Consider the following 23,009-nt stretch of genomic DNA (forward strand, 5'->3'; position numbering starts at 1 on the left):
TGCGCCGCGCATCTCTCAAATTGATAGCTGCTTGCGCTTCATCCATAAGCCATGGAGGCATTTTTCATATAAAAACCTCGACCGACATCCGGTCGGCGGCTAACACGTCGCTTCGGCCACGGATCGGGGTTCGGAGTGAGCGGCCAGCTCCGCGCGCAGCGCCCGCGCGGCCTGCACCATGTGCGCCAGCGCGGGAATCACCTCGTCCCATTGGCGCGTCTTGAGGCCGCAGTCGGGGTTGATCCAGAGGCGCTCGGCGGGAATGCGCTCGGCCGCCTTTTTCATGAGCTGGACGATGTGCTCCTGCGTCGGGATGTTGGGCGAGTGGATGTCGTACACGCCCGGGCCAATCTGGTTGGGGTACTGGAAATGCTCGAAGGCGTCGAGCAGCTCCATGTCCGAGCGGCTGGTCTCGATGGTGACTACGTCGGCATCCATGGCGGCGATCGACGCGATGATGTCGTTGAACTCCGAATAGCACATGTGGGTGTGGATCTGCGTCTCGTCGCGCACGCCGTTGGCGCTGATGCGGAAGGCCTCCACGGCCCAGTCCAGATATTGCTGCCATTGCGCGCGTCGCAGCGGCAGGCCCTCGCGCAGCGCGGCCTCGTCGATCTGAATGATCTTGATGCCGGCCTTCTCCAGGTCCAGCACCTCGTCGCGAATGGCCAGCGCCAGCTGTTGGCACGACGCCGAGCGCGGCTGGTCGTCGCGCACGAAGGACCAGTTGAGCATCGTCACCGGCCCCGTGAGCATGCCCTTCATGGGCTTGTGCGTGAGCGACTGGGCGTAGGTGGTCCATTCCACGGTCATGGCCTTTGTTCCATTGTTCTGGCGGCTGATGTCGCCGAACAGAATCGGCGGCTTGACGCAGCGCGAGCCGTAGGACTGCACCCAGCCGAACTGGCTGAACGCATAGCCTTCGAGCTGTTCGCCGAAGTACTCGACCATGTCGTTGCGCTCGGCCTCGCCATGCACCAGCACGTCCAGGCCCAGTTTTTCCTGCTCGCGCACGCTGCGTGCGATCTCGGCACGCATCGCGGCCTGGTAGGCGGGCCGGTCGAGGCGGCCGGCCTTGAACTCGCCGCGCGCATGGCGGATCTCCGCGGTCTGCGGGAAGGAGCCTATGGTGGTCGTGGGGTAGGCCGGCAACGACAGCTGCGCCGCCTGCTTGGCCGCGCGCTGGGCGTAGGCGCTCTCGCGCCGGCCCAGGTCGGCGCCGATGCGCGCCACGGCCACCTGCACCGCCGGGTTGTGCACGCGCGGCGAGGCGCGGCGCGCGGCCAGTGCGGCGGCGTTGGCGGCCAGTTCCGCCTTCACCGCGTCGCGCCCGTTGCGCAGCGCCTTGCCCAGCACGCGCAGTTCGCCGAGCTTCTGCTGCGCGAAGGCGAGCCAGGACTTGACCTCGGGGTCGAGCTTCTGCTCGCTGTCCAGGTCCACCGGCACGTGCAGCAGCGAGCACGAGGGCGCGATCCACAGCCGCTCGCCCAGGCGCTGCGCAATGGGGTCGAGCCAGTCGAGCGTGGCCGACAGGTCGGTCTTCCAGATGTTGCGGCCGTTGATCACGCCCAGCGACAGCACCTTGTGCGCCGGCAGCAGGCCCAGCAGCGGCAGCACGCCGCCGGGGTCGCTGATGGCATCCACATGCAGGCCGTCCACGGGCAGATTGGCCGCCAGGTAGGCGTTTTCCTGCAGCTGGCCGAAGTAGGTGGCCAGCAGGATCTTGACCTTGGCCGCCTTGAGCTGGTGGTAGGCGGTGTTGAAGGCATGCTGCCAGTCGGCGTCGAGCTCGGTCACCAGGATGGGTTCGTCGATCTGTACCCACTCCACGCCCTGCGCGGCCAGGGTGTCGAGCAGTTCGGCGTAGACCGGCAGCAGGCGCTCGAGCAGCGCCAGCTTGTTCGAGTCGTCCTTGGCCTTGCCAATGGCGAGATAGGTGACCGGGCCGACGATCACGGGTTTGAAGCGCACGCCCTGAGCCTTCGCCTCTGCGATCTGCGCCAGCAGGCGCGCGGCGTCGAGCTTGAATTCGGTGCCGGCGCAGAACTCCGGGACGATGTAGTGGTAGTTGGTGTCGAACCACTTGGTCATCTCGCCCGCGGCCACGCCCCCGCAGCAGGCACCGTGGCCATAGCTGCCCTTAGCCAGTCGCCAGGCGTCGGAAGTGGCCGCAGAGCGGCCACGGGCGACGCGGAAGTAGTTGTCGAGCGCGTCGCCGTGAAAGCCCCGCACGCGCTCGGGCAGGTTGCCGAGCAGAAAGCTCATGTCCAGCACCTGATCGTAGAACGAGAAGTCGCCCACGGGCACAAGATCCAGGCCGGCCTGCGCCTGCCAATGGCGCTGGCGCAGCTGCGCGCCCAGGGTCTGCAGCTCTTCGCGCGAGGACTCGCCCCGCCAGTAGGACTCCAGCGCGAACTTCAGTTCACGCCGGGCGCCGATGCGCGGAAAGCCGAGGTTGTGGATGGTGGTCATGTGTTGCTCCCAGGTCCGTTGGATGAAGTTGAATGGGGCGCATCCTAGGCAGCGTTGTCCATGACGTAAAATGGTTTTATCTCACCAATCGATTAGTTTCACTCATACATCATGCTGGAGCGTATCCACCTCGCCGTGGTGCTCGAGGTCGAGCGGCAAGGCTCGCTCACGGCCGCGGCCGATCGGCTCTGCGTCACCCAGTCGGCCCTGAGCCACAGCATGAAGAAGCTCGAGCAGCAGCTCGGCGCCGACATCTGGCAGCGCGAGGGCCGCAGCCTGCGCCTGACCCAGGCCGGTCGCTGCCTGCTGGAACTGGCCCAACGCGTGCTGCCCCAGCTGCAGCAGGCCGAGGAGCGCCTGCGCCAGTTCGCCCAGGGCGAGCGCGGCAGCCTGCGCATCGGCATGGAATGCCACCCGTGCTACCAGTGGCTGCTCAAGGTGGTATCGCCCTACCTCGCGGCGTGGCCCGACGTGGAGGTGGACGTGAAGCAGAAATTCCAGTTCGGCGGCATTGGCGCGCTGCTGGACTACGAGATCGACGTGCTGGTCACGCCCGACCCGGTATTCAAGCCGGGCCTGCACTTTGAACCGGTGTTTGACTACGAGCAGGTGCTGGTGGTTGCGCACGGCCACGCACTGGCGGGCAGTGCCTACGCCCGGCCGCGCGAGCTGGCGCAGGAAGTCTTGATCACCTACCCCGTGGCGACGGAGCGGCTCGACATCTACACCCAGTTTCTGCTGCCCGCAGGCGTCGCGCCGCGCCAGCACAAGACCATAGAGACCACAGACATCATGCTGCAGATGGTGGCCAGCGGCCGCGGCGTGGCGGCCCTGCCGCGCTGGCTGGTGCAGGAATACGCCACACGGATGGATGTGGTGCCCGTGCGCCTGGGGCCGCGCGGCATCCCCAAGCAAATCCACCTGGGCGTGCGCGAGGCCGATCTGCAGACCGACTTCCTACAGGCATTTATTGCTCTTGCGCACACCACACAAGCGCAAGCAGCTACAAAATCTAAAGCAGATCAGGTGTAGCGCTGCTCCAGCGCATCCCACTCGCTCTTGCCCACCAGCCGCTGGCGCTCGGCAAACGGCGTCACCAGGCCGCTCGACTCCTGCACCTCCCTGGCGTCGCGCAGCTGGGTGAGCGCCTTTTGCATGCCCATGACCGCGCCCTGCAGCGCGGCATTGGCGTAGAGCACGATGCCGTAGCCCAGCTCGCCGAGCTGCTCGGCGTTGAAGATGGGGGTCTTGCCGCCTATGACCATGTTCATGATCTGAGGCTTGGCCAGGCGCTGGGGCAGCTGGCGCACCTCCTCAGGCTTAGTGACGGCCTCGACAAACAGGATGTCGGCACCCGCCTCGGCGAACTTCTGTGCGCGCTCCACGGCGGCCTCGAAGCCGTGCGTCGCGGCGGCGTCGGTGCGCGCCATGATGAGGAAATCGCTGTCGCGCCTGGCATCGACGGCGGCCTTGATCTTGCTGACCGCTTCCTCGGTGGAAATCACTTCCTTGCCGCTGAAATGGCCGCAGCGCTTGGGGGCCACCTGGTCCTCGAGCTGAATGCAGTCGGCCCCGGCGCGCTCGAGCGTGCGCACGGTGTGCACGACGTTGAGCGCGTTGCCAAAGCCCGTGTCGGCATCGACGATGAGCGGCAGCTGCACCGCGTCGCGGATGCGCGCCGTGTGCTCGGCGATTTCGTGCAGGCCCATGAAGCCCTGGTCGGGCATGCCGAACCACATGTTGGTCACGCCAGCGCCGGTCACGTAGATGGCCTCGAAGCCCAGGTCCTCGACGACCTTGGCAGAGAGGGCGTTGAACGCGCCGGGCACGAGCATGCCGCGGCGGGCCTCGACGAGTTGCTTGAGTTGCTTGCGGGTGGACATGGTGTCTCCTTGATGGTCAAACGATGTCTTGAGGCACGCGCACCCAGCCTTCCATGAGAATGCGCGCGCTGCGGCTCATGAGGGCCTTGGTGACCTGCCACTGGCCGTTGATCTGTTGTGCCTCGGCGCCCACGCGCAGGGTGCCCGAAGGGTGGCCAAAGCGCACCGCGTTGCGCTGGCCGCCGCCCGCCGCCAGGTTGACCAGCGTGCCGGAAATGGCCGCGGCCGTGCCTATGGCCACTGCCGCCGTGCCCATCATGGCGTGGTGCAGCTTGCCCATGGACAGGGCGCGCACCAGCAGGTCCACGTCTGCGGCCCGCACGGTCTTGCCGCTGGACGACACATAGTCCGCCGGTGGCGCGACGAAGGCCAGTTTTGGCGTGTGCTGGCGCTGGGCGGCCTCAGCCACGTCGCGGATCAGGCCCATCTTCACGGCGCCATGCGCACGTATGGTCTCCAGGCGCGCGAGCGCGGCTGGGTCCTCGTTGATGTCGCCCTGCAGCTCGCGGCCGGTGTAGCCCAGGTCCTGGGCATTGAGAAAGATGGTGGGAATGCCCGCGTTGATGAGCGTGGCCTTGAATGTGCCCACGCCGGGCACTTCGAGCGCATCGACCACCTGGCCCGTGGGGAACATGGCCCCCTCATCGTCGGCGGGCTCGATGAACTCCAGCGGCACCTCGGCCGCGGGGAAGGTCACGCCGTCGAGCTCGAAGTCCCCCGTCTCCTGCACTTGGCCGCCGGTGATGGGCACATGGGCGACGATGGTCTTGGCTATGTTGGCCTGCCAGATGCGCACCGTGACGCTGCCGTGCAGGGGGATGCGCGCGGGGTCGATCAGCCCCAGGTGGATGGCGCAGGGCCCGACGGCGGCCGAGAGATTGCCGCAGTTGCCGCTCCAGTCCACCAAGGGCCGGTCGATGCTGACCTGGCCGAACAGATAGTCCACGTCATGCCCGGGCCGCGTGCTGCGGCTCAGGATGACGGCCTTGCTGGTGGACGATGAGGCATTGCCCATGCCGTCGATCTGCTTGCCGTAGGGGTCGGGGCTGCCGAGCACGCGCAGCAGAATGGCGTCGCGCTGCGGGCCGGGCGGGGGCAGGTCCTTGGCGTCAAAGAACACGCCCTTGCTGGTGCCGCCACGCATATAGGTGGCGGGGATTTTGTGTTGAGGAGGGTGGGTCATGGTTTGCTTGTCCCCCTCTCCCCCTGCCCCTCGCCCACAAGGGGAGAGGGGAGGAAGGCAGGGGCGTGGTTGGTTTTCATGCTCCCCTCTCCCCTTGCGGGAGATGAGGATGGATGAGGGCGGCTGTTGCCCCCCCTCTCCCCTTGCGGGAGAGGGGTCGGGGGAGAGGGGTTGGGTTGCAGCACCGCCCAGATGCTTTCCAGCACCGCCTCGGTGCGCAACAGAATGTCGTCGTTCCAAAAGCGCAGCACCGTGAAGCCCTGGCCGCGCAGCCAGGCATCGCGCGTCATGTCGTGCGGCGAGTCGGCATGCTGGCCACCGTCGGCCTCGACGATCAGCCGGGCACCGAAATGCACGAAATCGACGATGTAAGGGCCTATGGGTTGCTGGCGACGGAACTTCTGGCCGTCCAGGCGGTGGGCTCGCAGGTACTTCCACAGGCGCTGCTCGGCGTCCGTCATGGTCTGGCGCAGGGTCTTGGCGAAGTCGCGTTGGTGCATGGTCAGGCCCCCTCTCCCCCGGCCCCTCTCCCGCAAGGGGAGAGGGGAGCTGCGGTGGCTGTGGATTTTGGCCTCTCTCCCGCCAACGACAAGCAACACTGCAGTCGCGTTCGGCTTTGGCCCCTCTCCCCTTGCGGGAGAGGGGTTGGGGAGAGGGGATGGATTCACGGTGCCTCCCGCTGTGCCAAGAAGTCCTGCGCAAAGCGCTGCAGCACGCCACCCGCTTCATAGACCGATACCTCCTCGGCCGTATCCAGGCGGCAGGTGACGGGCACGCGCTCGGCCTGGCCGCCCCTGCGGTGGATGAGCAGCGTAAGCTCGGCGCGTGGCTCAAGCTTGCCTTCCACGTCATAGGTCTCGGTGCCGTCGAGCCTGAGCGTGAGGCGGTTGGCGCCCGGCTTGAACTCCAGCGGCAGCACGCCCATGCCGATCAGGTTGGTGCGGTGGATGCGCTCGAAGCCCTCGGTCACCACCACCTCCACGCCCGCCAGGCGCACGCCCTTGGCGGCCCAGTCGCGGCTCGAGCCCTGGCCGTAGTCGGCCCCGGCGATGACGATGAGCGGCTGGCGGCGGTTCAGGTAGGTCTCTATCGCCTCCCACATGCGCACCACCCTGCCCTCGGGCTCGATGCGCGCCAGCGACCCTTTTTGCACCTTGCCATCGACCACTGCCATCTCGTTGACCAGCTGCGGGTTGGCAAAGGTGGCGCGCATCGCCGTCAAATGGTCGCCGCGGTGCGTGGCGTAGGAGTTGAAGTCCTCCTCGGGCACGCCCATCTTGGCCAAGTACTCGCCTGCGGCGCTGTCGGCCAAGATGGCGTTGGAGGGCGAGAGGTGGTCGGTGGTGATGTTGTCGGGCAACAGGGCCAGCGGGCGCATGTTTTTCAAGCTGCGCGGGTTGGCCGCGAGCGCACCCACGCCTTCCGTGTCCCAGTACGGCGGGCGGCGGATGTAGGTGGACTGCGCGCGCCAGTCGTACTGCGGCGCGGCGCGCTCGCCATCATCGACACGGATGGCGAACATCGGCTCATAGACCTTGCGGAACTGCTCGGGCTTGACGGCGCGGGCGACGATGGCATCGATTTCTTCGTCGCTGGGCCAGATGTCTTTCAGGCGGATTTCCTTGCCATCGACGACCGCGAACACGTCCTGCTCGATGTCGAAGCGCACCGTGCCCGCGATCGCATAGGCCACCACCAGCGGCGGGCTGGCCAAAAACGCCTGCTTGGCATACGGGTGGATGCGCCCGTCGAAGTTGCGGTTGCCCGAGAGCACGGCCGTGGCGTAGAGGTCGCGCTCGATGATTTCTTGCTGAATTTTGGGGTCGAGCGCGCCGCTCATGCCGTTGCACGTGGTGCAGGCAAAGGCCACGATGCCAAAGCCCAGCACCTCCAGATCGGCCAGCAGCCCCGCTTCCTTCAAATACAGCTCCACGGCTTTCGAGCCGGGGGCCAGCGAGGTCTTGACCCACGGCTTGCGCACCAAGCCCAGGCGACGCGCATTGCGCGCCAGCAGGCCGGCGGCGATGACGTTGCGCGGGTTGCTGGTGTTGGTGCAGCTGGTGATGGCGGCGATGATCACCGCGCCATCGGGCAGCAGGCCGTTGGCCTCCTCGTCGCGCGCCATCTGGAGCTTGACGGGGCCGGCGATGCCGCGGTCCACCAGCGCCGTGGTCGGCAGGCGGCGGTGCGGGTTGCTGGGGCCGGCCATGTTACGCACCACGCTGGAGAGGTCAAACGTCAGCACGCGCTCATATTCGGCGGTCTGCAGGTCGTCGGCCCAGAATCCGGCAGCCTTGGCGTAGGTTTCCACCAGGCGCACCTGCTCCGGGCTGCGGTCGGTCAGGCGCAGGTAATCGGTGGTTTGCTGGTCGATGTAGAACAGCGCGGCAGTGGCACCGTATTCGGGGCACATGTTGGAGATGGTGGCGCGGTCGCCGATCGACAGGCTGTCTGCGCCCTCGCCAAAGAACTCCACATAGGCACCGACGACCTTCTCTTTCCGCAGAAACTCGGTCAGCGCCAGGGCAATGTCGGTGGCCGTGATGCCCGGCTGGCGCTTGCCGGTCAGTTTCACGCCCACGATGTCGGGCAGGCGCATCCACGAGGCACGGCCCAGCATCACGTTCTCGGCCTCCAGCCCGCCCACGCCCACTGCTATCACGCCCAGCGCATCGACGTGCGGCGTGTGGCTGTCGGTGCCGACGCAGGTGTCGGGGAAGGCCACGCCGTCCTGCACATAGACGACGGGCGACATCTTCTCCAGATTGATCTGGTGCATGATGCCGTTGCCCGCCGGGATCACATCCACATTCGCAAACGCCTTCTTCGTCCACTCGATGAAGTGAAAGCGGTCCTCGTTGCGCCGGTCTTCGATGGCGCGGTTCTTGGCGAAGGCCTCGGGGTCATAGCCGCCGCATTCCACGGCCAGCGAATGATCGACGATGAGCTGCACCGGCACCACGGGGTTCACGGCCGCCGGGTCTCCTCCCTCCTTCGCAATCGCATCGCGCAGCCCCGCCAGATCGACCAGCGCCGTCTGGCCCAGGATGTCGTGGCAGACCACGCGCACGGGGAACCAGGGGAAGTCGATGTCGCGCCTGCGCTCGATGAGCTGGCGCAGGTAGTCGCTGAGTTGCGCCGGGTCGGCGCGGCGCACCAGGTTTTCGGCATGGATGCGCGCCGTGTAGGGCAGGCGCGCCCAGGCGCCGGGTTCAAGGGCATCGACGGCCTCGCGCGCGTCGTAGTAATGCAGGGCGGTGCCGGGCAGGGGTTTGCGGTGGGCGGTGTTCGTCATGGGGATGGCACGGTTTTTCGGGTTTTCACCCCTCTCCCCTTGCGGGAGAGGGGCTGGGGGAGAGGGGGCTTGGCAGGCGCTGCGCCGGGTGCTTTACCCCTCTCCCCGGCCCTCTCCCGCAAGGGGAGAGGGTGTAAAGCGGTTGTAACCCGCATGAGATAAGCGCAAGCAGCTATGGTTTTTTAAATGCGTTCCTCGATGGGCACAAACTTCTGATCCTCCGGCCCGGTGTAATTCGCACTCGGCCGGATGATCTTGTTGTCCTGGCGCTGCTCGATCACATGCGCGGCCCAGCCGCTGGTGCGGGCGATGACGAACAGCGGCGTGAACATGGCGGTGGGCACCTGCATCATGTGGTAGCTCACGGCGCTGAACCAGTCGAGGTTGGGAAACATCTGTTTCACCTCCCACATCACGGCCTCCAGCCGCTCGGCAATGTCGTACATCTTGGTCGATCCCGCCTCCTGCGCCAGGCGCCGGGCCACGCCCTTGATGATGACGTTGCGCGGGTCGCTCACGGTGTAGACCGGGTGGCCAAAGCCGATCACCACCTCCTTGGCCTGCACGCGGCGGCGGATGTCCGCCTCGGCCTCGTCGGGGTTGTCGTAGCGCTTTTGCACCTCGAAGGCCACCTCGTTGGCGCCGCCGTGCTTGGGGCCGCGCAGCGCGCCGATGGCGCCGGCAATGCTCGAATACATGTCGCTGCCCGTACCGGCGATCACGCGTGCCGTGAAGGTGGAGGCGTTGAACTCATGCTCGGCGTAGAGATTGAGCGAGGTGTGCATGGCGCGCACCCAGCTCTCCTGCGGCCTGGCGCCATGCAGCAGGTGCAAAAAGTGTCCGCCGATGGAGTCGTCATCGGTCTCCACCTCGATGCGACGGCCCGAGTTGCTGTAGTGGTACCAGTACAGCAGCATGGAGCCCAGCGACGCCATCAGCCGGTCGGCAATGTCGCGCGCGCCCGGCAGGTTGTGGTCGTCCTTCTCGGGCAGGGCGCAGCCCAGGGCCGATACGCCCGTGCGCATCACGTCCATGGGGTGGCTGGCGGCGGGCAGTTGCTCCAGCGCGGCCTTCACGCTGCCGGGCAGGCCGCGCAGGGCCTTGAGCTTGGCCTTGTAGGCCTTGAGTTCGGCGCGCGTGGGCAGCTTGCCATGCACCAGCAGGTGGGCGATTTCCTCGAACTCGCAGACCTCGGCGATGTCGAGGATGTCGTAGCCGCGGTAATGCAGGTCGTTGCCGCTGCGGCCCACGGTGCACAGCTGGGTGTTGCCCGCCGTCACGCCCGAGAGGGCGACGGATTTCTTGGCCTTGGGCGCGGCAGATGTGGCAGCCGCGGTGGCTGCGGCGTCGAGGGTGGCGGTAGTCATGTGGGGGTCTCCTGGTTGCGAAGGGTTGTGTCGATGGCGACGGGACGGCCGGCGGCGTCCACCGCCACCATCTCGAACACCGCTTGCAATACCTGCTCGGGCGCAATGCCGGGCTGATCGGCCAGGCCGGTCACGCACACGGTCATGGAGCTGCGCCCGACGCGGCTGACCCAGCCGCGCAGCGTGAGCTGGCTGCCCACGGGCACGGGGGCGAGGAACTGCACGCCCGTCACGCCGGCCATGACGACCTCGCGCTGCGCCAGGCTGCGCGCGGCCAGAAAGGCCGCGTTGGCCAGCTGCTGCAGGCCCTGGCCGGCAAACAGGCTGCCACGGTGGTTGGCATGCAGGGGCAGCACCAGCGCGCGTGTCTCTACGGTTCCTGGGGGTGTTGTCATGCTTCGCAATTTACGCAAAATACCCCTCCCCACATAGGGCTGAAAAGGCGAAATCTTGCGAAGCACAACCCCACAATCTGCGAATCTTGCGAATCACGCGAACGCCGGCACCCGCCCCCCGGAGGGTGCGGCATGAAAAAGACCTTCATGGGCGTGAAGCTGCGCAAGCTGCGCGCCGAACGCGGCCTGTCGCAGGTGGCGCTGGCCCAGGCGCTGGGCCTGTCGCCGAGCTATCTGAACCAGATCGAGCAGAACCAGCGCCCGCTCACGGTGCAGGTGCTGCTCAAGCTGCACAGCGCGCTGGGCGTGGACGTGCAGCAGTTTTCCGAGGACGAGGAGGCGCGCCTGGTCGCCAGCCTGCGCGACGCGCTGGCCGATGCCGCCGAGCCCGTGGCCATGGCCGAGCTGCAGGAGGTGGCGACGCAGATGCCCGCGCTGGGCCGCGCCGTGATTGCGCTGCAGCGGCGCGCGCTGCAGGCCCAGGAGCGGCTGGAGAGCCTGGCGCTGGGCCTGGGCGACGACCGCTCGAGCCTGGTGGACGGCGCGGCCGCGCGCGCCATGCCCTTCGAGGTGGTGCGCGACTTCTTCTTCGACCACCAGAACCACTTCGATGCCGTGGACCGCGCCGCCGAGCGTCTGGCCGGCGAGGCCCCGGGCCGCCACGGCGGCGATCTGGCCGACTGGCTGGCCGAGCGCCTGCGCGAGCGCCATGGCGTGCGCCTGCAGCCCGCCGACGAGGGCGCGGGCGCCAAGCGCCGCTACGACCCGCTGCAGCGCACGCTGCAGCTGTCGGCCCAGCTCGAGCCCGCCCAGCGCGCGTTCCAGCTGGCCACGCAGCTGGCCCTGCTGGAGCTGGCCGACACCCTGGACCGGCTGGTCGATGCGCCGCCGTTTGCGGACGACGAGGCCGCGCGCCGGCTCGCGCGCATAGGCCTTGCCAACTACTTTGCGGGCGCGCTGCTGCTGCCCTACGGCGCGTTTTTGCAGGCGGCCGAGGCGCTGCGCTACGACATAGGCCTGCTGCAGCAGCGCTTTGGCGTGGGCTTCGAGACCGTGTGCCACCGCCTGTCCACGCTGCAGCGCCCGGGCGCGCCGGGCGTGCCGTTTTTCTTCATCCGCGTGGACCGGGCGGGCAACATCTCCAAGCGCCAGTCGGCCACGCATTTCCACTTCAGCCGCACGGGCGGCACCTGCCCGCTGTGGAATGTGTACGAGGCCTTCGAGCAGCCCACGCGCCTGCTGCGCCAGATCGCGGCCATGCCCGATGGGCGCCGCTATCTGTGGATTGCGCGCACGGTCTCGGGCGGCGGGCGCGGCTTTGGCGCGCCGCGCAAGACCTTCTCCATCGGCCTGGGCTGCGACATACGCCACGCCCCGCGCCTGGTCTACGCCCAGGGCCTGGATCTGAACGCCCCCGAGGCTGCCACACCCATAGGCATGGGCTGCAAGGTCTGCGAGCGCGCGCATTGCCCGCAGCGCGCCTTTCCCTACCTGGGCGCGGCGCTTGCGGTCGACGAGCACCAGAGCCGCGAGACGCCCTATGGGTTTGCGCGCGGCTGAGCAAGGGAAGAATGGGCCGCACCAGGCAAATTGGGCTCAAGTAGCGATGTCTGTTGAGGAGGAAACCACCGTCATCCCCGCGAAAGCGGGGATCCACAGCAGCGACGAATCAACGGCTTGGGTAGCACTTGGATCCCCGCTTTCGCGGGGATGACGGGCTCCGCGTGCATCGCGTGCCTTGGCAGGACGAATCAATAGATATCACTGCTTGAGCCGCAAATTGGATAGCGCCTTGCGCTTGTCCGGCGCCGGCTTCCACCCCCTCGCCCCCTTGGGGGAGAGGGTGGGGGTGAGGGGGTGGTTCATGGGCTGCGCCCATGGCCTGCACCCTCACCCCTACCCTCTCCCGCCAGCGGGAGAGGGAGAGGGAGTCAGGCCTCAGCCGCGCATCAAGCGCGCATCAGCGCCTCGATCTCATCGCCCTCCACGGGCACGCCGCGCGTGAGCAGCTCGCAGCCGTCCGCGGTGACGACGGCGTCGTCCTCTATGCGTATGCCGATGTCGTGGAAGCGCTCGGGCACGCCGGGCGCGGGGCGCACGTAGATGCCGGGCTCCACCGTCAGCACCATGCCCGGGCGCAGGATGCGGCTCGGGCGGTTCTTGATGGTTTCGCCCGACAACGGGTCCAGGCGCTCGCTCACCTGGCCGACCTCGGAAGGCTCGACATAGCTGCCGCAGTCGTGCACGTCCATGCCCATCCAGTGGCCCGTGCGGTGCATGTAGAATTGGAAGTAGGCGCGCTTATCGATCACGTCCTGCAGGCCGCCGACCTGGTTCCTGTCCAGCAGGCCCAGATCGAGCATGCCCTGGGCCAGCACGGCCACGGCGGCGTCGTGCGGGTCGTTGAAGCGCGCGCCGGCGCGGATGCTGGCAATCGCCGCCTTCTGGCTCTCGAGCACCAGGTCGTAGAGCGCGCGCTGCGGCCCGGTGAAGCGCCCGTCGGCCGGGAAGGTGCGCGTGATGTCGCTCGCGTAGCCGTCGAGCTCGCAGCCCGCGTCGATCAGCACCAGCTCGCCCGCGCGCACGGGCGCCTTGTCGGCGCGGTAATGCAGCACGCAGGCATTGGCGCCCGCGGCGACGATGGAGCCATAGGCCGGGTATTGCGAGCCCTGCTCGCGAAACGCGTGCAGCAGCTCGGCATCGAGGTGGTATTCGCGCACCTCCTCGCCCGCGCGCAGCATGCGGCTGCTGCGCTGCATGGCGCGCACATGGGCCTGGGCGCTGATGGCGCCCGCGCGGCGCAGGATGGCGAGCTCGTGCGCGTCCTTGACCAGGCGCATCTCGTCGAGCAGCAGGCACAGGTCGCCCTGCTGCTCGGGGCACAGCGCGCCATAGCGCACGCGCGCGCGCACCTGGTTCAGCCAGCCCTCGACGCGCGCGGCCAGGCCGCTGTGCGTGGCGAACGGGAACCAGACCCGGCCGCGGTTTTCCAGCAGGCGCGGCAGGCGCGCATCGAGCTCGGTCACCGAATGCGCGGCCGCGACGCCCAGCGTGGCCACGGCGGCCTCGGGGCCGAGGCGGTAGCCGTCCCAGATCTCGCGCTCCAGGTCCTTGGGCTGGCACAGCAGCGTGGCCTCGCCCTCGGCGGTGAGCACCAGCCAGGCCCCGGGTTCGGCAAAGCCGGTCAGGTAGTAGAAGTAGCTGTCGTGCCGGTACAGGTAGTCGCTGTCGCGGTTGCGCTGGCGCTCGGGGGCCGTGGGGATGATGGCGATGCCGCCCGCGCCCAACTGGGCCGCCAGGCGCGCGCGGCGTTCGGTGTAGATGGAGCTCATGCGGCTATCGTACTGCCGCCACACGCCCCACACGGTGCGCGCAGCCGCCACCCCACCGGCAGCGGGGCCGATCGGGAAGGCAGGCCTGGCATGGCCCAGGCCACAGTCGGCTCAGGCCTCACCCCGCCGCGTGGGCATTGAGCGCCGCGAGCCGCTCGGGCGTGCCCACGTCGGTCCAGCGCCCCCGGTACAGCTCGGCCGTCACGCGCCCCGCGTCCATGGCGCGGCGCAGGAGCGGCGCCAGCGGTGCGGCCAGGCCCTCGGGGTTGCCCGCGGGGATGTCGCACCAGGGCGCGGCGAACAGCTCGGCGCGCAGCAGCGCGATGGTGCTGTAGGTGTAGCGCGGACGGGCATCGTCCGCGGGCAGGTTCAGCGCCAGGCCCTGGTCCGACAGGCCAAAGTCGCCGCGCGCGTTGTGCGCGGGGTTTTCCACCAGCCACAGATGGGCCAGCGCGTCGCCCTGCCTGAAGCGCCGCGCGGCCTCGGCCTCGAAGCGGAAATCAGGCGCGAACACGTCGCCCGCGGCAAGCCAGAACAAGGGCCCAAGCCGCGGCAGCGCGCGCGCGATGCCGCCGCCAGTCTCGAGCGCGCGGCCAAAGTCCCGGCCCTCGTGCGAATACAAAATCGATAGCTGCTCGCGCTGATCCTGTGCGCCTTGGAGGCCAAAACCGCTTGAAAACCGCGCCTCGATCTGCTCGCCCAGCCAGGCGGTGTTGATCACCACGCGGTCGACGCCGGCCTGGGCCAGCGCGCGCAAATGCCATTCGAGCAGCGGCCGGCCCTGCACGCTCAGCAGGGGCTTGGGCATGTGGTCGGTCAGGGGGCGCATGCGCTCGCCGCGGCCGGCGGCCAGCAGCAATGCGGGGGGCTGTGTGTGCATGGCCGCGACTGTAGTGCATTGCCCCTGCGCCGGCCGCGCCATGGCCTCCTGCGGTGGCACGCCGGTAAAATAGCAGGCTTTGCCCCCACCCCTTCTCCAGTGGAGCCGCCCTTACATGGCCAATGCACAACAAATGGCGAATGCGATACGCGCACTCGCAATGGATGCCGTTCAACAAGCCAACTCCGGCCACCCCGGCGCCCCCATGGGCATGGCCGACATGGCCGTGGCGCTCTGGGGTCAGCACCTCAAGCACAACCCCGCCAACCCGCAGTGGATGGACCGCGACCGCTTCGTGCTCTCCAACGGCCATGCCTCCATGCTGCTGTACGCAGTCCTGCACCTGACGGGCTATGACCTGCCGATCGAGGAGCTGAAGAACTTCCGCCAGCTGCACAGCAAGACCGCCGGCCACCCCGAGCATGGCATCACCCCGGGCGTGGAGACCACCACCGGCCCGCTGGGCCAGGGCATCACCAACGCCGTGGGCTTTGCGCTGGCCGAGAAGCTGCTGGCCAAGGAATTCAACCGCGATGGCCACCAGGTCGTGGACCACCACACCTATGTGTTCCTCGGCGACGGCTGCCTGATGGAGGGCATCAGCCACGAGGCCATCGCGCTCGCCGGCGCGTGGAAGCTGAACAAGCTGATCGCGCTGTACGACGACAACGGCATCAGCATCGACGGCCAGGTCGCACCCTGGTTCATCGACGACACGCCGGCGCGCCTGCGCGCCTGCGGCTGGAACGTGATCGGCCCCGTGGACGGCCATGACGCGGGCGCCGTGGCCGACGCCATCCGCTTGGCCAAGGACAGCCAGGACAAGCCCAGCTTCATCGTCTGCAAGACCGCCATCGGCCAGGGTTCGCCCAACCGCGCGGGCACCTCCAAGGCCCATGGCGAGCCGCTGGGCGCCGACGAGATCACGCTCACGCGCAACGCCATCGGCTGGAGCCACGCGCCGTTCGAGATCCCGGCCGACATCTACGCCGACTGGAGCGCCCGCGACGCCGGCGCCCAGGCGGAAAGCCAGTGGCGCGAGCGCTTTGACGCCTATGCCGCCGCCTACCCCGAGCTGGCCGCCGAGCTCACGCGCCGCATGGCCGGCGACCTGCCCAAGCATTTCGCCCAGACCGCTGTGGACGCCGTGGTCGCGGCCCACGCCGCGGGCCAGACCGTGGCCAGCCGCAAGGCCAGCCAGATCGCGCTCGAGGCCTTCACCGCAGCCCTGCCCGAGCTGCTCGGCGGCAGCGCCGACCTGACCGGCTCCAACCTCACCAACACCAAGAGCACGCCCGCGCTGCGCTTTGACGAGGCCGGCGAGGTCGTGCAGGCCGAGGTCACGCTGGGCGAGCAGACCGTGAAGGTCGGCGGGCGCCACATCAACTACGGCGTGCGCGAGTTCGGCATGGCCGCCATCATGAACGGCATCGCGCTGCATGGCGGCTTCATCCCCTACGGCGGCACCTTCCTGACCTTCAGCGACTACAGCCGCAACGCCATCCGCATGGCGGCGCTCATGAAGCAGCGCGTGGTGCATGTGTTCACGCACGACAGCATCGGCCTGGGCGAGGACGGCCCCACGCACCAGTCCATCGAGCATGCGGCCAGCCTGCGCCTGATCCCCGGCCTGGACGTCTGGCGCCCGGCCGACACCACCGAGACCGCCGTCGCCTGGAGCGTGGCCCTGTCCAACCGCGACAAGCCCACGGCGCTCTTGCTGAGCCGCCAGAACCTGCCCTATGCGCCCAAGAAGGACCTGGGCGACATCTCGCGCGGCGCCTACATCCTGTCCGAGCCGGCCGACATCGGCCTGAAGAAGAAGGCCAAGGCCGTCATCATCGCCACCGGCTCCGAGGTGCAGCTGGCGCTGGCCGCGCAAAGGCTGCTGGCCGAGAAAAAAATCCCCGTGCGCGTGGTCTCCATGCCCAGCACCACCACCTTTGACCGCGAGGACGTCAAATACAAGAAGCTGGTGCTGCCTGCGGGCCTGCCGCGCATCGCGGTGGAGATGGGCGTGACCGACTTCTGGTGGAAGTACGGCTGCGCCGCCGTGGTCGGCATCGACTGCTTCGGCGAGTCGGCACCCGCGGGCGTGCTGTTCAAGCATTTCGGCTTCACCGCCGAGAACGTGGCCGACACCGTGCGTGCGGCGCTGGCGCGCAAGCACTGAACCCACCCGTTTTTCGTTTTTTCCATCCCTAGAGGCTTCACCATGACCATCAAGATTGGCATCAACGGCTTCGGCCGCATCGGCCGCAACGTGCTGCGCTCGGCGCTGCAGAACTTCTCCGACATCGAGGTCGTCGCCATCAACGACCTGCTCGAGCCTGACTACCTGGCCTACATGCTGCGCTATGACTCGGTGCATGGCCGCTTCAAGGGCGAGGTGTCGGTCGATGGCAATACCCTCATCGTCAACGGCAAGAAGATCCGCCTGACCCAGGAGCGTGACCCCGCCAACCTGAAGTGGAACGAGGTCGGCGCCGACATCGTGATCGAGTCCACCGGCCTGTTCCTGGACAAGGCCAGCGCCGAGAAGCACATCGCCGCCGGCGCCAAGAAGGTGCTGATGTCGGCCCCGTCCAAGGACGACACGCCGATGTTCGTCTTCGGCGTGAACCACAAGACCTATGACGGCCAGGCCATTATCAGCAACGCCAGCTGCACCACCAACTGCCTGGCGCCCGTGGCCAAGGTGCTGCACGACAAGTGGGGCATCAAGCGCGGCCTGATGACCACCGTGCACGCCGCCACCGCCACGCAGAAGACCGTGGACGGCCCCTCGAACAAGGACTGGCGCGGCGGCCGCGGCATCCTGGAAAACATCATCCCCAGCAGCACCGGCGCCGCCAAGGCCGTGGGCGTGGTGATCCCCTCGCTGAACAAGAAGCTCACGGGCATGAGCTTCCGCGTGCCGACCTCCGACGTGTCGGTGGTCGACCTGACCGTCGAACTCGAGAAGGAAGCCAGCTACGACGAGATCAAGGCCGAGATGAAGGCCCAGTCCCAGGGCGCCCTCAAGGGCGTGCTGGCCTACACCGAGGACAAGGTCGTGGCCACCGACTTCGTCGGCGAGACCCACACCTCGGTGTTCGACGCCGACGCCGGCATCGCCCTGGACAAGACCTTCGTCAAGGTCGTGGCCTGGTACGACAACGAGTGGGGCTACTCCAACAAGTGCCTGGAAATGGTGCGCGTGATGGCCGGCAAGTAAGCCAGCACTTCGCTCGACCGCAACAGCAGACGCGCCTTCGGGCGCGTTTTTTTGTGTCCGCCCAAGGGACTCCCTTGGCATTTATGCAACATTTATTTACATAAGTCGCATGTGTGATAAAATCCCCTCTTGACGTCAGGTCAAGGCACGCGGAGAGCCGGACCTGCGTCACGCAACAGGTTTGCCCCAACTCTCCGTTCACTCATCGGATGCCCGCCATGCGCCTGAACCTTCCCGTCTCGAACCAGGAATACCCGTTTCCGACAGGACAGACCCTGGTGTCCACCACCGACACCAAGGGCCGCATCCTGTATTGCAACCCGGCATTCATCGAGGTCAGCGGCTACACCCGCGAGGAGCTGCTGGGCCAGCCGCACAACATCGTGCGTCACCCCGACATGCCCGAGGAGGCCTACCGCGACATGTGGCAGACCATCGCCAGCGGCAAGCCCTGGTCGGCCCCGGTCAAGAACCGGCGCAAGAACGGCGACCATTACTGGGTCATGGCAAACGCCACGCCGCTCATGGAGAACGGTCGGGCCGTGGGCTATATGTCGGTGCGCACCGAGGCCACACGCGCCCAGATCGCCGCGGCCGAGGCGCTCTATGCGCGCATGCGTGACGAGAAGAAGGCTGGACGCCCCGTGCACCGCCTCTCGGAGGGCCGCGTCGTCAAGGCCGGGTGGGCCGGGCGCCTGGCCGATCTGGCCCGCATGGGGCTCAGCGCCAAGCTCGCCTGCACGCTGCTCGTCCTGCTGGCCGGCAACCAGGCCATCGCGCTGCTGCCCGCCGATGCGCCCGCATGGAACGCCCTGGCCTGGCTGCTGCGGCTGGGCCTGTTCGGCGCCGCGGGATGGCTGCTGCAGCGCCAGCTGATCAGTCCCCTCGGGCGCCTGATGACCAACGCCAACCGCCTGGCCGCGGGCGACCTGACGCAGCAGATCGCGCGCACGCGCGGCGACGAGCTCGGCGCACTGGAGCAGGCCCTCGGGCAGCTCGGCGTGAACCTGCGCTCCATCGTGCGCGATGCGCGCACGCACAGCCAGGGCATGGTGCTGGGCACGCGCGAGATCGCCCAGGGCAACCTGGACCTGTCGCAGCGCACCGAGACTCAGGCCGGCAACCTGCAGCAGACGGCGTCCGCCATGGAGCAGATCACGGGCACCGTCGAGCAGACGGCCGAGTCGGCCCGGCAGGCGAGCCAGCTGTCCGCGCAGACCCAGGCCGTCACGGAGCGCAGCCACCGCGCCGTCAACGAGGTGGGCGAGACCATGGACGCGATCCAGAAGGCCTCGCAGCGCATCGGCGAGATCACGCAGGTGATCGACTCCATCGCGTTCCAGACCAACATCCTCGCGCTCAATGCTGCCGTGGAGGCCGCGCGCGCCGGCGAGCATGGGCGCGGCTTTGCCGTCGTGGCCTCTGAGGTCCGCGCCCTCGCACAGCGCAGCGCCCAATCGGCCAAGGAGATCAAGCAGCTCATCGACGATGCGGCGCACACGGTGCGCGCCGGCCATGAGACCACGCAGGTGGCACGCGAGACCATGACCGAGATGATGGCCAGCGTGCGCCAGGTCAATGCATTGGTGGACGAAATCAGCCATGCCACGGGCGAGCAGCGCAGTGGCATTGCCCTGGTCAACACCGCCATCGCCGAGCTTGACGGCATCACCCAGCAAAACGCAGCCATGGTCGAGCAGATTGCCTCCTCGGCCCAGTCCCTGCAGGGCCTGGCCCATGCCACGAGCGAGTCGGTACAGATCTTCCGGCTGGAAGGGGACTCCCAGGCCAGCATGCCGGACGCCGTCGTGCTTCGCCGTCAGCACAAGGCCCATGCCTTGCCTGTGCTGGCGCACTAGGAACGCAGCGAAAGACCATTCCATGGACCTGTATCGACAAGTATTTGAGTTCTCGCCCGACGGACTGCTGCTAGTGGCGCAGGACGGACGCATCACCCAGGCCAACAGCCGCGCCTGCAGCCTGTTTGGCTATGCGCAGGGTGAGCTGAACTCCATGATCATCGAGCAACTGATCCCCAAGCGAGTCATGCATCAGCACGCGGCGCATCGCCAGCACTATCAGGAGGCACCTCGCGTGCGCTCGATGGGCGCCGGGCTTGCGCTGTTCGGGTTGCGCAAGGACGGCAGCGAGTTCCCTGCCGACGTGATGATCAGCCCCTTGCGCAGCAGCGAGGGCCCGGTGACGCTGTGCGTGGTGCGCGACATCAGCGAGCGCAAGCGTGCCGAGCAACTGGTGCTCGCCGCGCTCAAGGAAAAGGAGGTGCTGCTCAAGGAGATACACCACCGCGTCAAGAACAACCTGGCGGTGATTGCCAGCCTGTTCTCGCTGCAGTCCAACCTGCTGCAGGACGAGAGCATGAAGGCCATCCTGCGCGAAAGCCAGGACAGGGTGCGATCCATGGCCCTGGTGCATGAAACCCTTTACAGCCACAACCTGGCGACGGTGGACTTTGCCGAATACGTGACCAGCCTGAGCACCCAGCTCATCGGCAGCTACAGCCTGACTGCGGATCAGGTGCGGCTCGAAACCTCACTCGAACCCATTTTGCTGAGCATCGACATGGCCGTACCGTGCGGATTGATCCTCAACGAACTGATCACCAATGCGCTCAAGCACGGCATGACACCGGGTCAGCAGGGCACGCTGCAGATCGGCCTGCGTCACAGCGGGCCGGGCCGCATCGAACTGGAGGTGCGTGACAATGGCCGCGGCCTGCCGGCAGATTTCACCCTGTCCGGCGGAACATCGCTGGGCAAGCGCCTGATCCGCTCCCTGACCAAGCAGATCGACGGGACGGTGGAGTTTGCACCGGCCAGTCCCGGCACGCGCGTGGTGCTGAGTCTGCCGCTGCCGCACAAATGCACGGCAAAGGAAACCGAATGAGCGGCAGCAATCCACCGCCGCAGAGACTGCTCATCGTCGAGGACGAGGCACTGATTGCCGAGGAAACGGCCGACCGTCTGACGCGCATGGGCTACGAGGTGCTGGGCATTGCGGACACGGGCGCAGAGGCCATTGCAATGGCGCAGGAGCTGCTGCCCGATGCGATACTCATGGACATACGCCTCAAGGGGACAATGAACGGCATCGAGGCTGCGGAACAGATATACCAGAGCCGGCAGATTCCCGTCATCTTTGCCTCTGCGCACTCCGACCGCGAAACCCTGCAGCGCGCACAGATCAACGCCCAGTTTGGCTACATCGTGAAGCCGTTTCGCGAGCATGACCTGTTCATGGCGCTGCGCACGGCCCTGCACCGCCACAAGGTCGAGGAAAGCCTGCGAACCGCCCGCATCACCCAGGCGGCGATCCTGTCGAGCATCAGCGACTGCGTGGTGGTGGCCGACAGGAACGGACGCGTGGGCTTCATGAACCTGCCGGCGGCAGAGCTGCTGGGTTGCCAGACCGGAGAATGCCTGGACAGGCCGCTTGAAGCCGTCATTCCTCTGATCGAGCCCCAGGGTCGGCAAAGCGTGCAGATCCACAAGGAGCTGCCCAGTGGCTACACCTCCATGTTGAGCAACTGCCAGGGGCGTGAGCTGCACGTGGAAATTACCGTCACGCCCATTGAAGATGATGTACAGGGCGAGATCGGCACCACCGTCGTGCTCAAGGACGTGACCGAAAAAAAGCGCCAGGGCGACCTGATCTGGCACCAGGCCCACTTCGACGAGCTGACAGGCCTGCCCAACCGCAACATGTTTCGCAACCAGTTGCGATCCACGGTCGGCCGCGATAGGCCTGCGGCACTGCTGCTGCTGGACCTGGACAACTTCAAGGAAGTCAACGACACCCTGGGACATGCCAAGGGCGACGAACTGCTCAAGGCCGTTGCCAAACGCATTCAAACCTGTGTGCGCCAGGGTGACCTGGTGGCCCGCCTGGGCGGGGACGAGTTCGGCATCATCCTGCCTGGCCTCACGGCATCCGGTCCGATTGCCCTGTTGGCGACGCGCATCAACGATGAGCTGGCCAAGCCACTGTCACTGGGCGACGTCCAGTTGCACACCCACGCCAGCATCGGGATCGCCGTGTGCCCACACGATGCCCACGAGATCGGTGACCTGATGAGGTTCGCCGATCAGGCCATGTATGAAGCGAAGTCCGAAGGGCGCAACCGATATGCCCATTTCAGCCCCGACATTCAGGCCCGACTCACTCGTCGCGCCCTGCTGGTGCGCGACTTGCGCGAAGCGCTGGACAGGCAACAGATGCATGTGCATTTCCAGCCCATCGTCGACCTGCGCACCGGCCGCATGGCCAAGGCCGAAGCCCTGCTGCGCTGGTGGCACCCGGACCACGGCATGGTCAGCCCTGCGGAGTTCATTCCCCTGGCGGAAGAGTCGGGACTGATTCACGAGCTGGGCACCTGGGTGCTTGGCCAGGCCGTGCACGCGGTGGCGCGCATCCACTCACGCACGGGCCGACTGCTGCCCATCAGCGTGAACGTGTCAGGCAGACAACTGGCCAGCCCTGGCTTTGGAGCCACTCAGTGGGCAGGCCTGCTGGACGCTGCAGGCCTGCCGCGCAATGCACTGTCGATGGAAATCACCGAAAGCACGCTGGTCGAGGACTCGCAACAGGTCAAGCATTGCCTCACGGGCTTCGACAACCATGGCATCGAGGTGGCGCTGGACGACTTTGGCACGGGCTTTTCTTCGCTGGCCTACCTCAAGCGGTTTGACATCGACTACCTGAAGATCGACGCCTCCTTCGTGCGCAGCCTGGAGAGGGACGACGACGACCAGGCCATCCTCGAAGCCATCATCGTGATGGCCCACAAGCTCGGCATACAGACCATCGCCGAGGGCGTGGAGACAACGGCACAGCGCGACCTGCTGAAGACCCTGGACTGCGACCTGGCACAGGGCTATCTCTTCTCCAAAGCAGTGCCGCTGCCGGAGTTCGAGCGGCTGTTGTGTGCGGACAGCGAATCCCGTCCAGCACAGTAGGCAGGCGCCTGG

At 67.2% G+C, this 23,009-nt stretch carries 16 protein-coding genes; 7 read left to right on the forward strand and 9 right to left on the reverse strand.

Translation table 11 applies throughout. The features are described 5' to 3' along the window. Positions 1 to 99: 99 nt before the first annotated feature. On the reverse strand, positions 100 to 2,472 hold the full coding sequence (gene metE, locus ABUE11_RS17050; protein WP_367066609.1) for a 5-methyltetrahydropteroyltriglutamate--homocysteine S-methyltransferase: 2,373 nt from the start codon (positions 2,470 to 2,472) through the stop codon (positions 100 to 102). Between the two features lie 111 nt (positions 2,473 to 2,583). Here metE and ABUE11_RS17055 point away from each other — a divergent pair, with 111 nt between their 5' ends. Continuing rightward, the gene (locus ABUE11_RS17055) at positions 2,584 to 3,504 is read left to right on the forward strand and encodes a LysR family transcriptional regulator (protein WP_367066610.1); all 921 of its coding nucleotides are present in this window, start codon (positions 2,584 to 2,586) and stop codon (positions 3,502 to 3,504) included. Here the strand turns inward: ABUE11_RS17055 and ABUE11_RS17060 are convergent. The 6 genes from ABUE11_RS17060 to ABUE11_RS17085 all read right to left on the reverse strand — a co-directional run bounded on the left by ABUE11_RS17060 (position 3,495) and on the right by ABUE11_RS17085 (position 10,595). Next, positions 3,495 to 4,355: an isocitrate lyase/PEP mutase family protein gene (locus ABUE11_RS17060; protein ID WP_367066611.1), complete on the reverse strand. Its 861-nt coding sequence runs from the start codon at positions 4,353 to 4,355 to the stop codon at positions 3,495 to 3,497. The two genes, ABUE11_RS17055 and ABUE11_RS17060, sit on opposite strands and share 10 nt — an antisense overlap. A gap of 16 nt (positions 4,356 to 4,371) precedes the next feature. Beyond that, complete coding sequence (prpF, locus tag ABUE11_RS17065; protein WP_367066612.1) at positions 4,372 to 5,538, reverse strand: 2-methylaconitate cis-trans isomerase PrpF; 1,167 nt, start codon at positions 5,536 to 5,538, stop codon at positions 4,372 to 4,374. After that, positions 5,535 to 6,038, reverse strand: coding sequence for an endonuclease domain-containing protein (locus ABUE11_RS17070; RefSeq protein WP_367066613.1), 504 nt, complete (start codon positions 6,036 to 6,038; stop codon positions 5,535 to 5,537). Before ABUE11_RS17070 ends, prpF begins: the two co-directional genes overlap by 4 nt. 164 nt (positions 6,039 to 6,202) lie before the next feature. Next, a complete protein-coding gene (gene acnD / locus ABUE11_RS17075) occupies positions 6,203 to 8,833 on the reverse strand; it encodes a Fe/S-dependent 2-methylisocitrate dehydratase AcnD (protein ID WP_367066614.1) in 2,631 nt (876 codons plus the stop codon). 182 nt (positions 8,834 to 9,015) lie between these two features. Beyond that, positions 9,016 to 10,200: a 2-methylcitrate synthase gene (gene prpC, locus ABUE11_RS17080; protein ID WP_367066615.1), complete on the reverse strand. Its 1,185-nt coding sequence runs from the start codon at positions 10,198 to 10,200 to the stop codon at positions 9,016 to 9,018. Continuing rightward, positions 10,197 to 10,595 carry an acyl-CoA thioesterase gene (locus ABUE11_RS17085; protein WP_367066616.1) on the reverse strand — a complete coding sequence of 133 codons (399 nt, stop codon included), beginning with the start codon at positions 10,593 to 10,595 and terminating at the stop codon, positions 10,197 to 10,199. Before ABUE11_RS17085 ends, prpC begins: the two co-directional genes overlap by 4 nt. 132 nt (positions 10,596 to 10,727) lie before the next feature. Between ABUE11_RS17085 and ABUE11_RS17090 the strand changes: the two genes are divergently transcribed. After that, positions 10,728 to 12,155 (forward strand): short-chain fatty acyl-CoA regulator family protein, encoded by a 1,428-nt coding sequence (locus ABUE11_RS17090; RefSeq protein WP_367066618.1) that lies wholly within the window; start codon positions 10,728 to 10,730, stop codon positions 12,153 to 12,155. A gap of 389 nt (positions 12,156 to 12,544) precedes the next feature. On the opposite strand, the gene ABUE11_RS17095 is transcribed toward ABUE11_RS17090, so the two are convergent. After that, on the reverse strand, positions 12,545 to 13,927 hold the full coding sequence (locus ABUE11_RS17095; RefSeq protein ID WP_367066620.1) for an aminopeptidase P N-terminal domain-containing protein: 1,383 nt from the start codon (positions 13,925 to 13,927) through the stop codon (positions 12,545 to 12,547). Between the two features lie 118 nt (positions 13,928 to 14,045). Then, positions 14,046 to 14,807: a nucleotidyltransferase family protein gene (locus tag ABUE11_RS17100; protein WP_367066622.1), complete on the reverse strand. Its 762-nt coding sequence runs from the start codon at positions 14,805 to 14,807 to the stop codon at positions 14,046 to 14,048. Between the two features lie 115 nt (positions 14,808 to 14,922). On the opposite strand from ABUE11_RS17100, the gene tkt reads away from it, so the two are divergent. The 5 genes from tkt to ABUE11_RS17125 all read left to right on the forward strand — a co-directional run bounded on the left by tkt (position 14,923) and on the right by ABUE11_RS17125 (position 22,997). Next, entirely contained in the window at positions 14,923 to 16,980 is a 2,058-nt protein-coding gene (gene tkt, locus ABUE11_RS17105) for a transketolase (protein ID WP_367066624.1), read from the forward strand. A gap of 42 nt (positions 16,981 to 17,022) precedes the next feature. Further along, entirely contained in the window at positions 17,023 to 18,024 is a 1,002-nt protein-coding gene (gap, locus tag ABUE11_RS17110; protein WP_367066626.1) for a type I glyceraldehyde-3-phosphate dehydrogenase, read from the forward strand. A gap of 218 nt (positions 18,025 to 18,242) precedes the next feature. Beyond that, on the forward strand, positions 18,243 to 19,883 hold the full coding sequence (locus tag ABUE11_RS17115) for a methyl-accepting chemotaxis protein (protein ID WP_367066627.1): 1,641 nt from the start codon (positions 18,243 to 18,245) through the stop codon (positions 19,881 to 19,883). 22 nt (positions 19,884 to 19,905) lie between these two features. Continuing rightward, positions 19,906 to 20,928, forward strand: a complete 1,023-nt coding sequence (locus ABUE11_RS17120) for a histidine kinase dimerization/phosphoacceptor domain -containing protein (protein WP_367066628.1) — start codon at positions 19,906 to 19,908, stop codon at positions 20,926 to 20,928. Then, entirely contained in the window at positions 20,925 to 22,997 is a 2,073-nt protein-coding gene (locus ABUE11_RS17125) for an EAL domain-containing protein (protein WP_367066629.1), read from the forward strand. Before ABUE11_RS17120 ends, ABUE11_RS17125 begins: the two co-directional genes overlap by 4 nt. Positions 22,998 to 23,009 lie beyond the last annotated feature (12 nt).

It is taken from the genome of Oryzisolibacter sp. LB2S (assembly GCF_040732315.1).
Classification (GTDB): Bacteria; Pseudomonadota; Gammaproteobacteria; order Burkholderiales; family Burkholderiaceae_C; genus Alicycliphilus; species Alicycliphilus soli.

Bases quoted from the DNA above. Each gene is read 5' to 3' on its own strand.
- gap (WP_367066626.1), top strand. From the start codon at position 17,023: ATGACCATCAAGATTGGCATCAACGGCTTCGGCCGCATCGGCCGCAAC.
- acnD (WP_367066614.1), bottom strand. From the start codon at position 8,833: ATGACGAACACCGCCCACCGCAAACCCCTGCCCGGCACCGCCCTGCAT.
- ABUE11_RS17125 (WP_367066629.1), top strand. From the start codon at position 20,925: ATGAGCGGCAGCAATCCACCGCCGCAGAGACTGCTCATCGTCGAGGAC.
- ABUE11_RS17085 (WP_367066616.1), bottom strand. From the start codon at position 10,595: ATGACAACACCCCCAGGAACCGTAGAGACACGCGCGCTGGTGCTGCCC.
- ABUE11_RS17090 (WP_367066618.1), top strand. From the start codon at position 10,728: ATGAAAAAGACCTTCATGGGCGTGAAGCTGCGCAAGCTGCGCGCCGAA.
- ABUE11_RS17060 (WP_367066611.1), bottom strand. From the start codon at position 4,355: ATGTCCACCCGCAAGCAACTCAAGCAACTCGTCGAGGCCCGCCGCGGC.
- ABUE11_RS17070 (WP_367066613.1), bottom strand. From the start codon at position 6,038: ATGCACCAACGCGACTTCGCCAAGACCCTGCGCCAGACCATGACGGAC.
- ABUE11_RS17120 (WP_367066628.1), top strand. From the start codon at position 19,906: ATGGACCTGTATCGACAAGTATTTGAGTTCTCGCCCGACGGACTGCTG.
- tkt (WP_367066624.1), top strand. From the start codon at position 14,923: ATGGCCAATGCACAACAAATGGCGAATGCGATACGCGCACTCGCAATG.
- prpF (WP_367066612.1), bottom strand. From the start codon at position 5,538: ATGACCCACCCTCCTCAACACAAAATCCCCGCCACCTATATGCGTGGC.
- ABUE11_RS17095 (WP_367066620.1), bottom strand. From the start codon at position 13,927: ATGAGCTCCATCTACACCGAACGCCGCGCGCGCCTGGCGGCCCAGTTG.
- ABUE11_RS17055 (WP_367066610.1), top strand. From the start codon at position 2,584: ATGCTGGAGCGTATCCACCTCGCCGTGGTGCTCGAGGTCGAGCGGCAA.
- ABUE11_RS17115 (WP_367066627.1), top strand. From the start codon at position 18,243: ATGCGCCTGAACCTTCCCGTCTCGAACCAGGAATACCCGTTTCCGACA.
- prpC (WP_367066615.1), bottom strand. From the start codon at position 10,200: ATGACTACCGCCACCCTCGACGCCGCAGCCACCGCGGCTGCCACATCT.
- metE (WP_367066609.1), bottom strand. From the start codon at position 2,472: ATGACCACCATCCACAACCTCGGCTTTCCGCGCATCGGCGCCCGGCGT.
- ABUE11_RS17100 (WP_367066622.1), bottom strand. From the start codon at position 14,807: ATGCACACACAGCCCCCCGCATTGCTGCTGGCCGCCGGCCGCGGCGAG.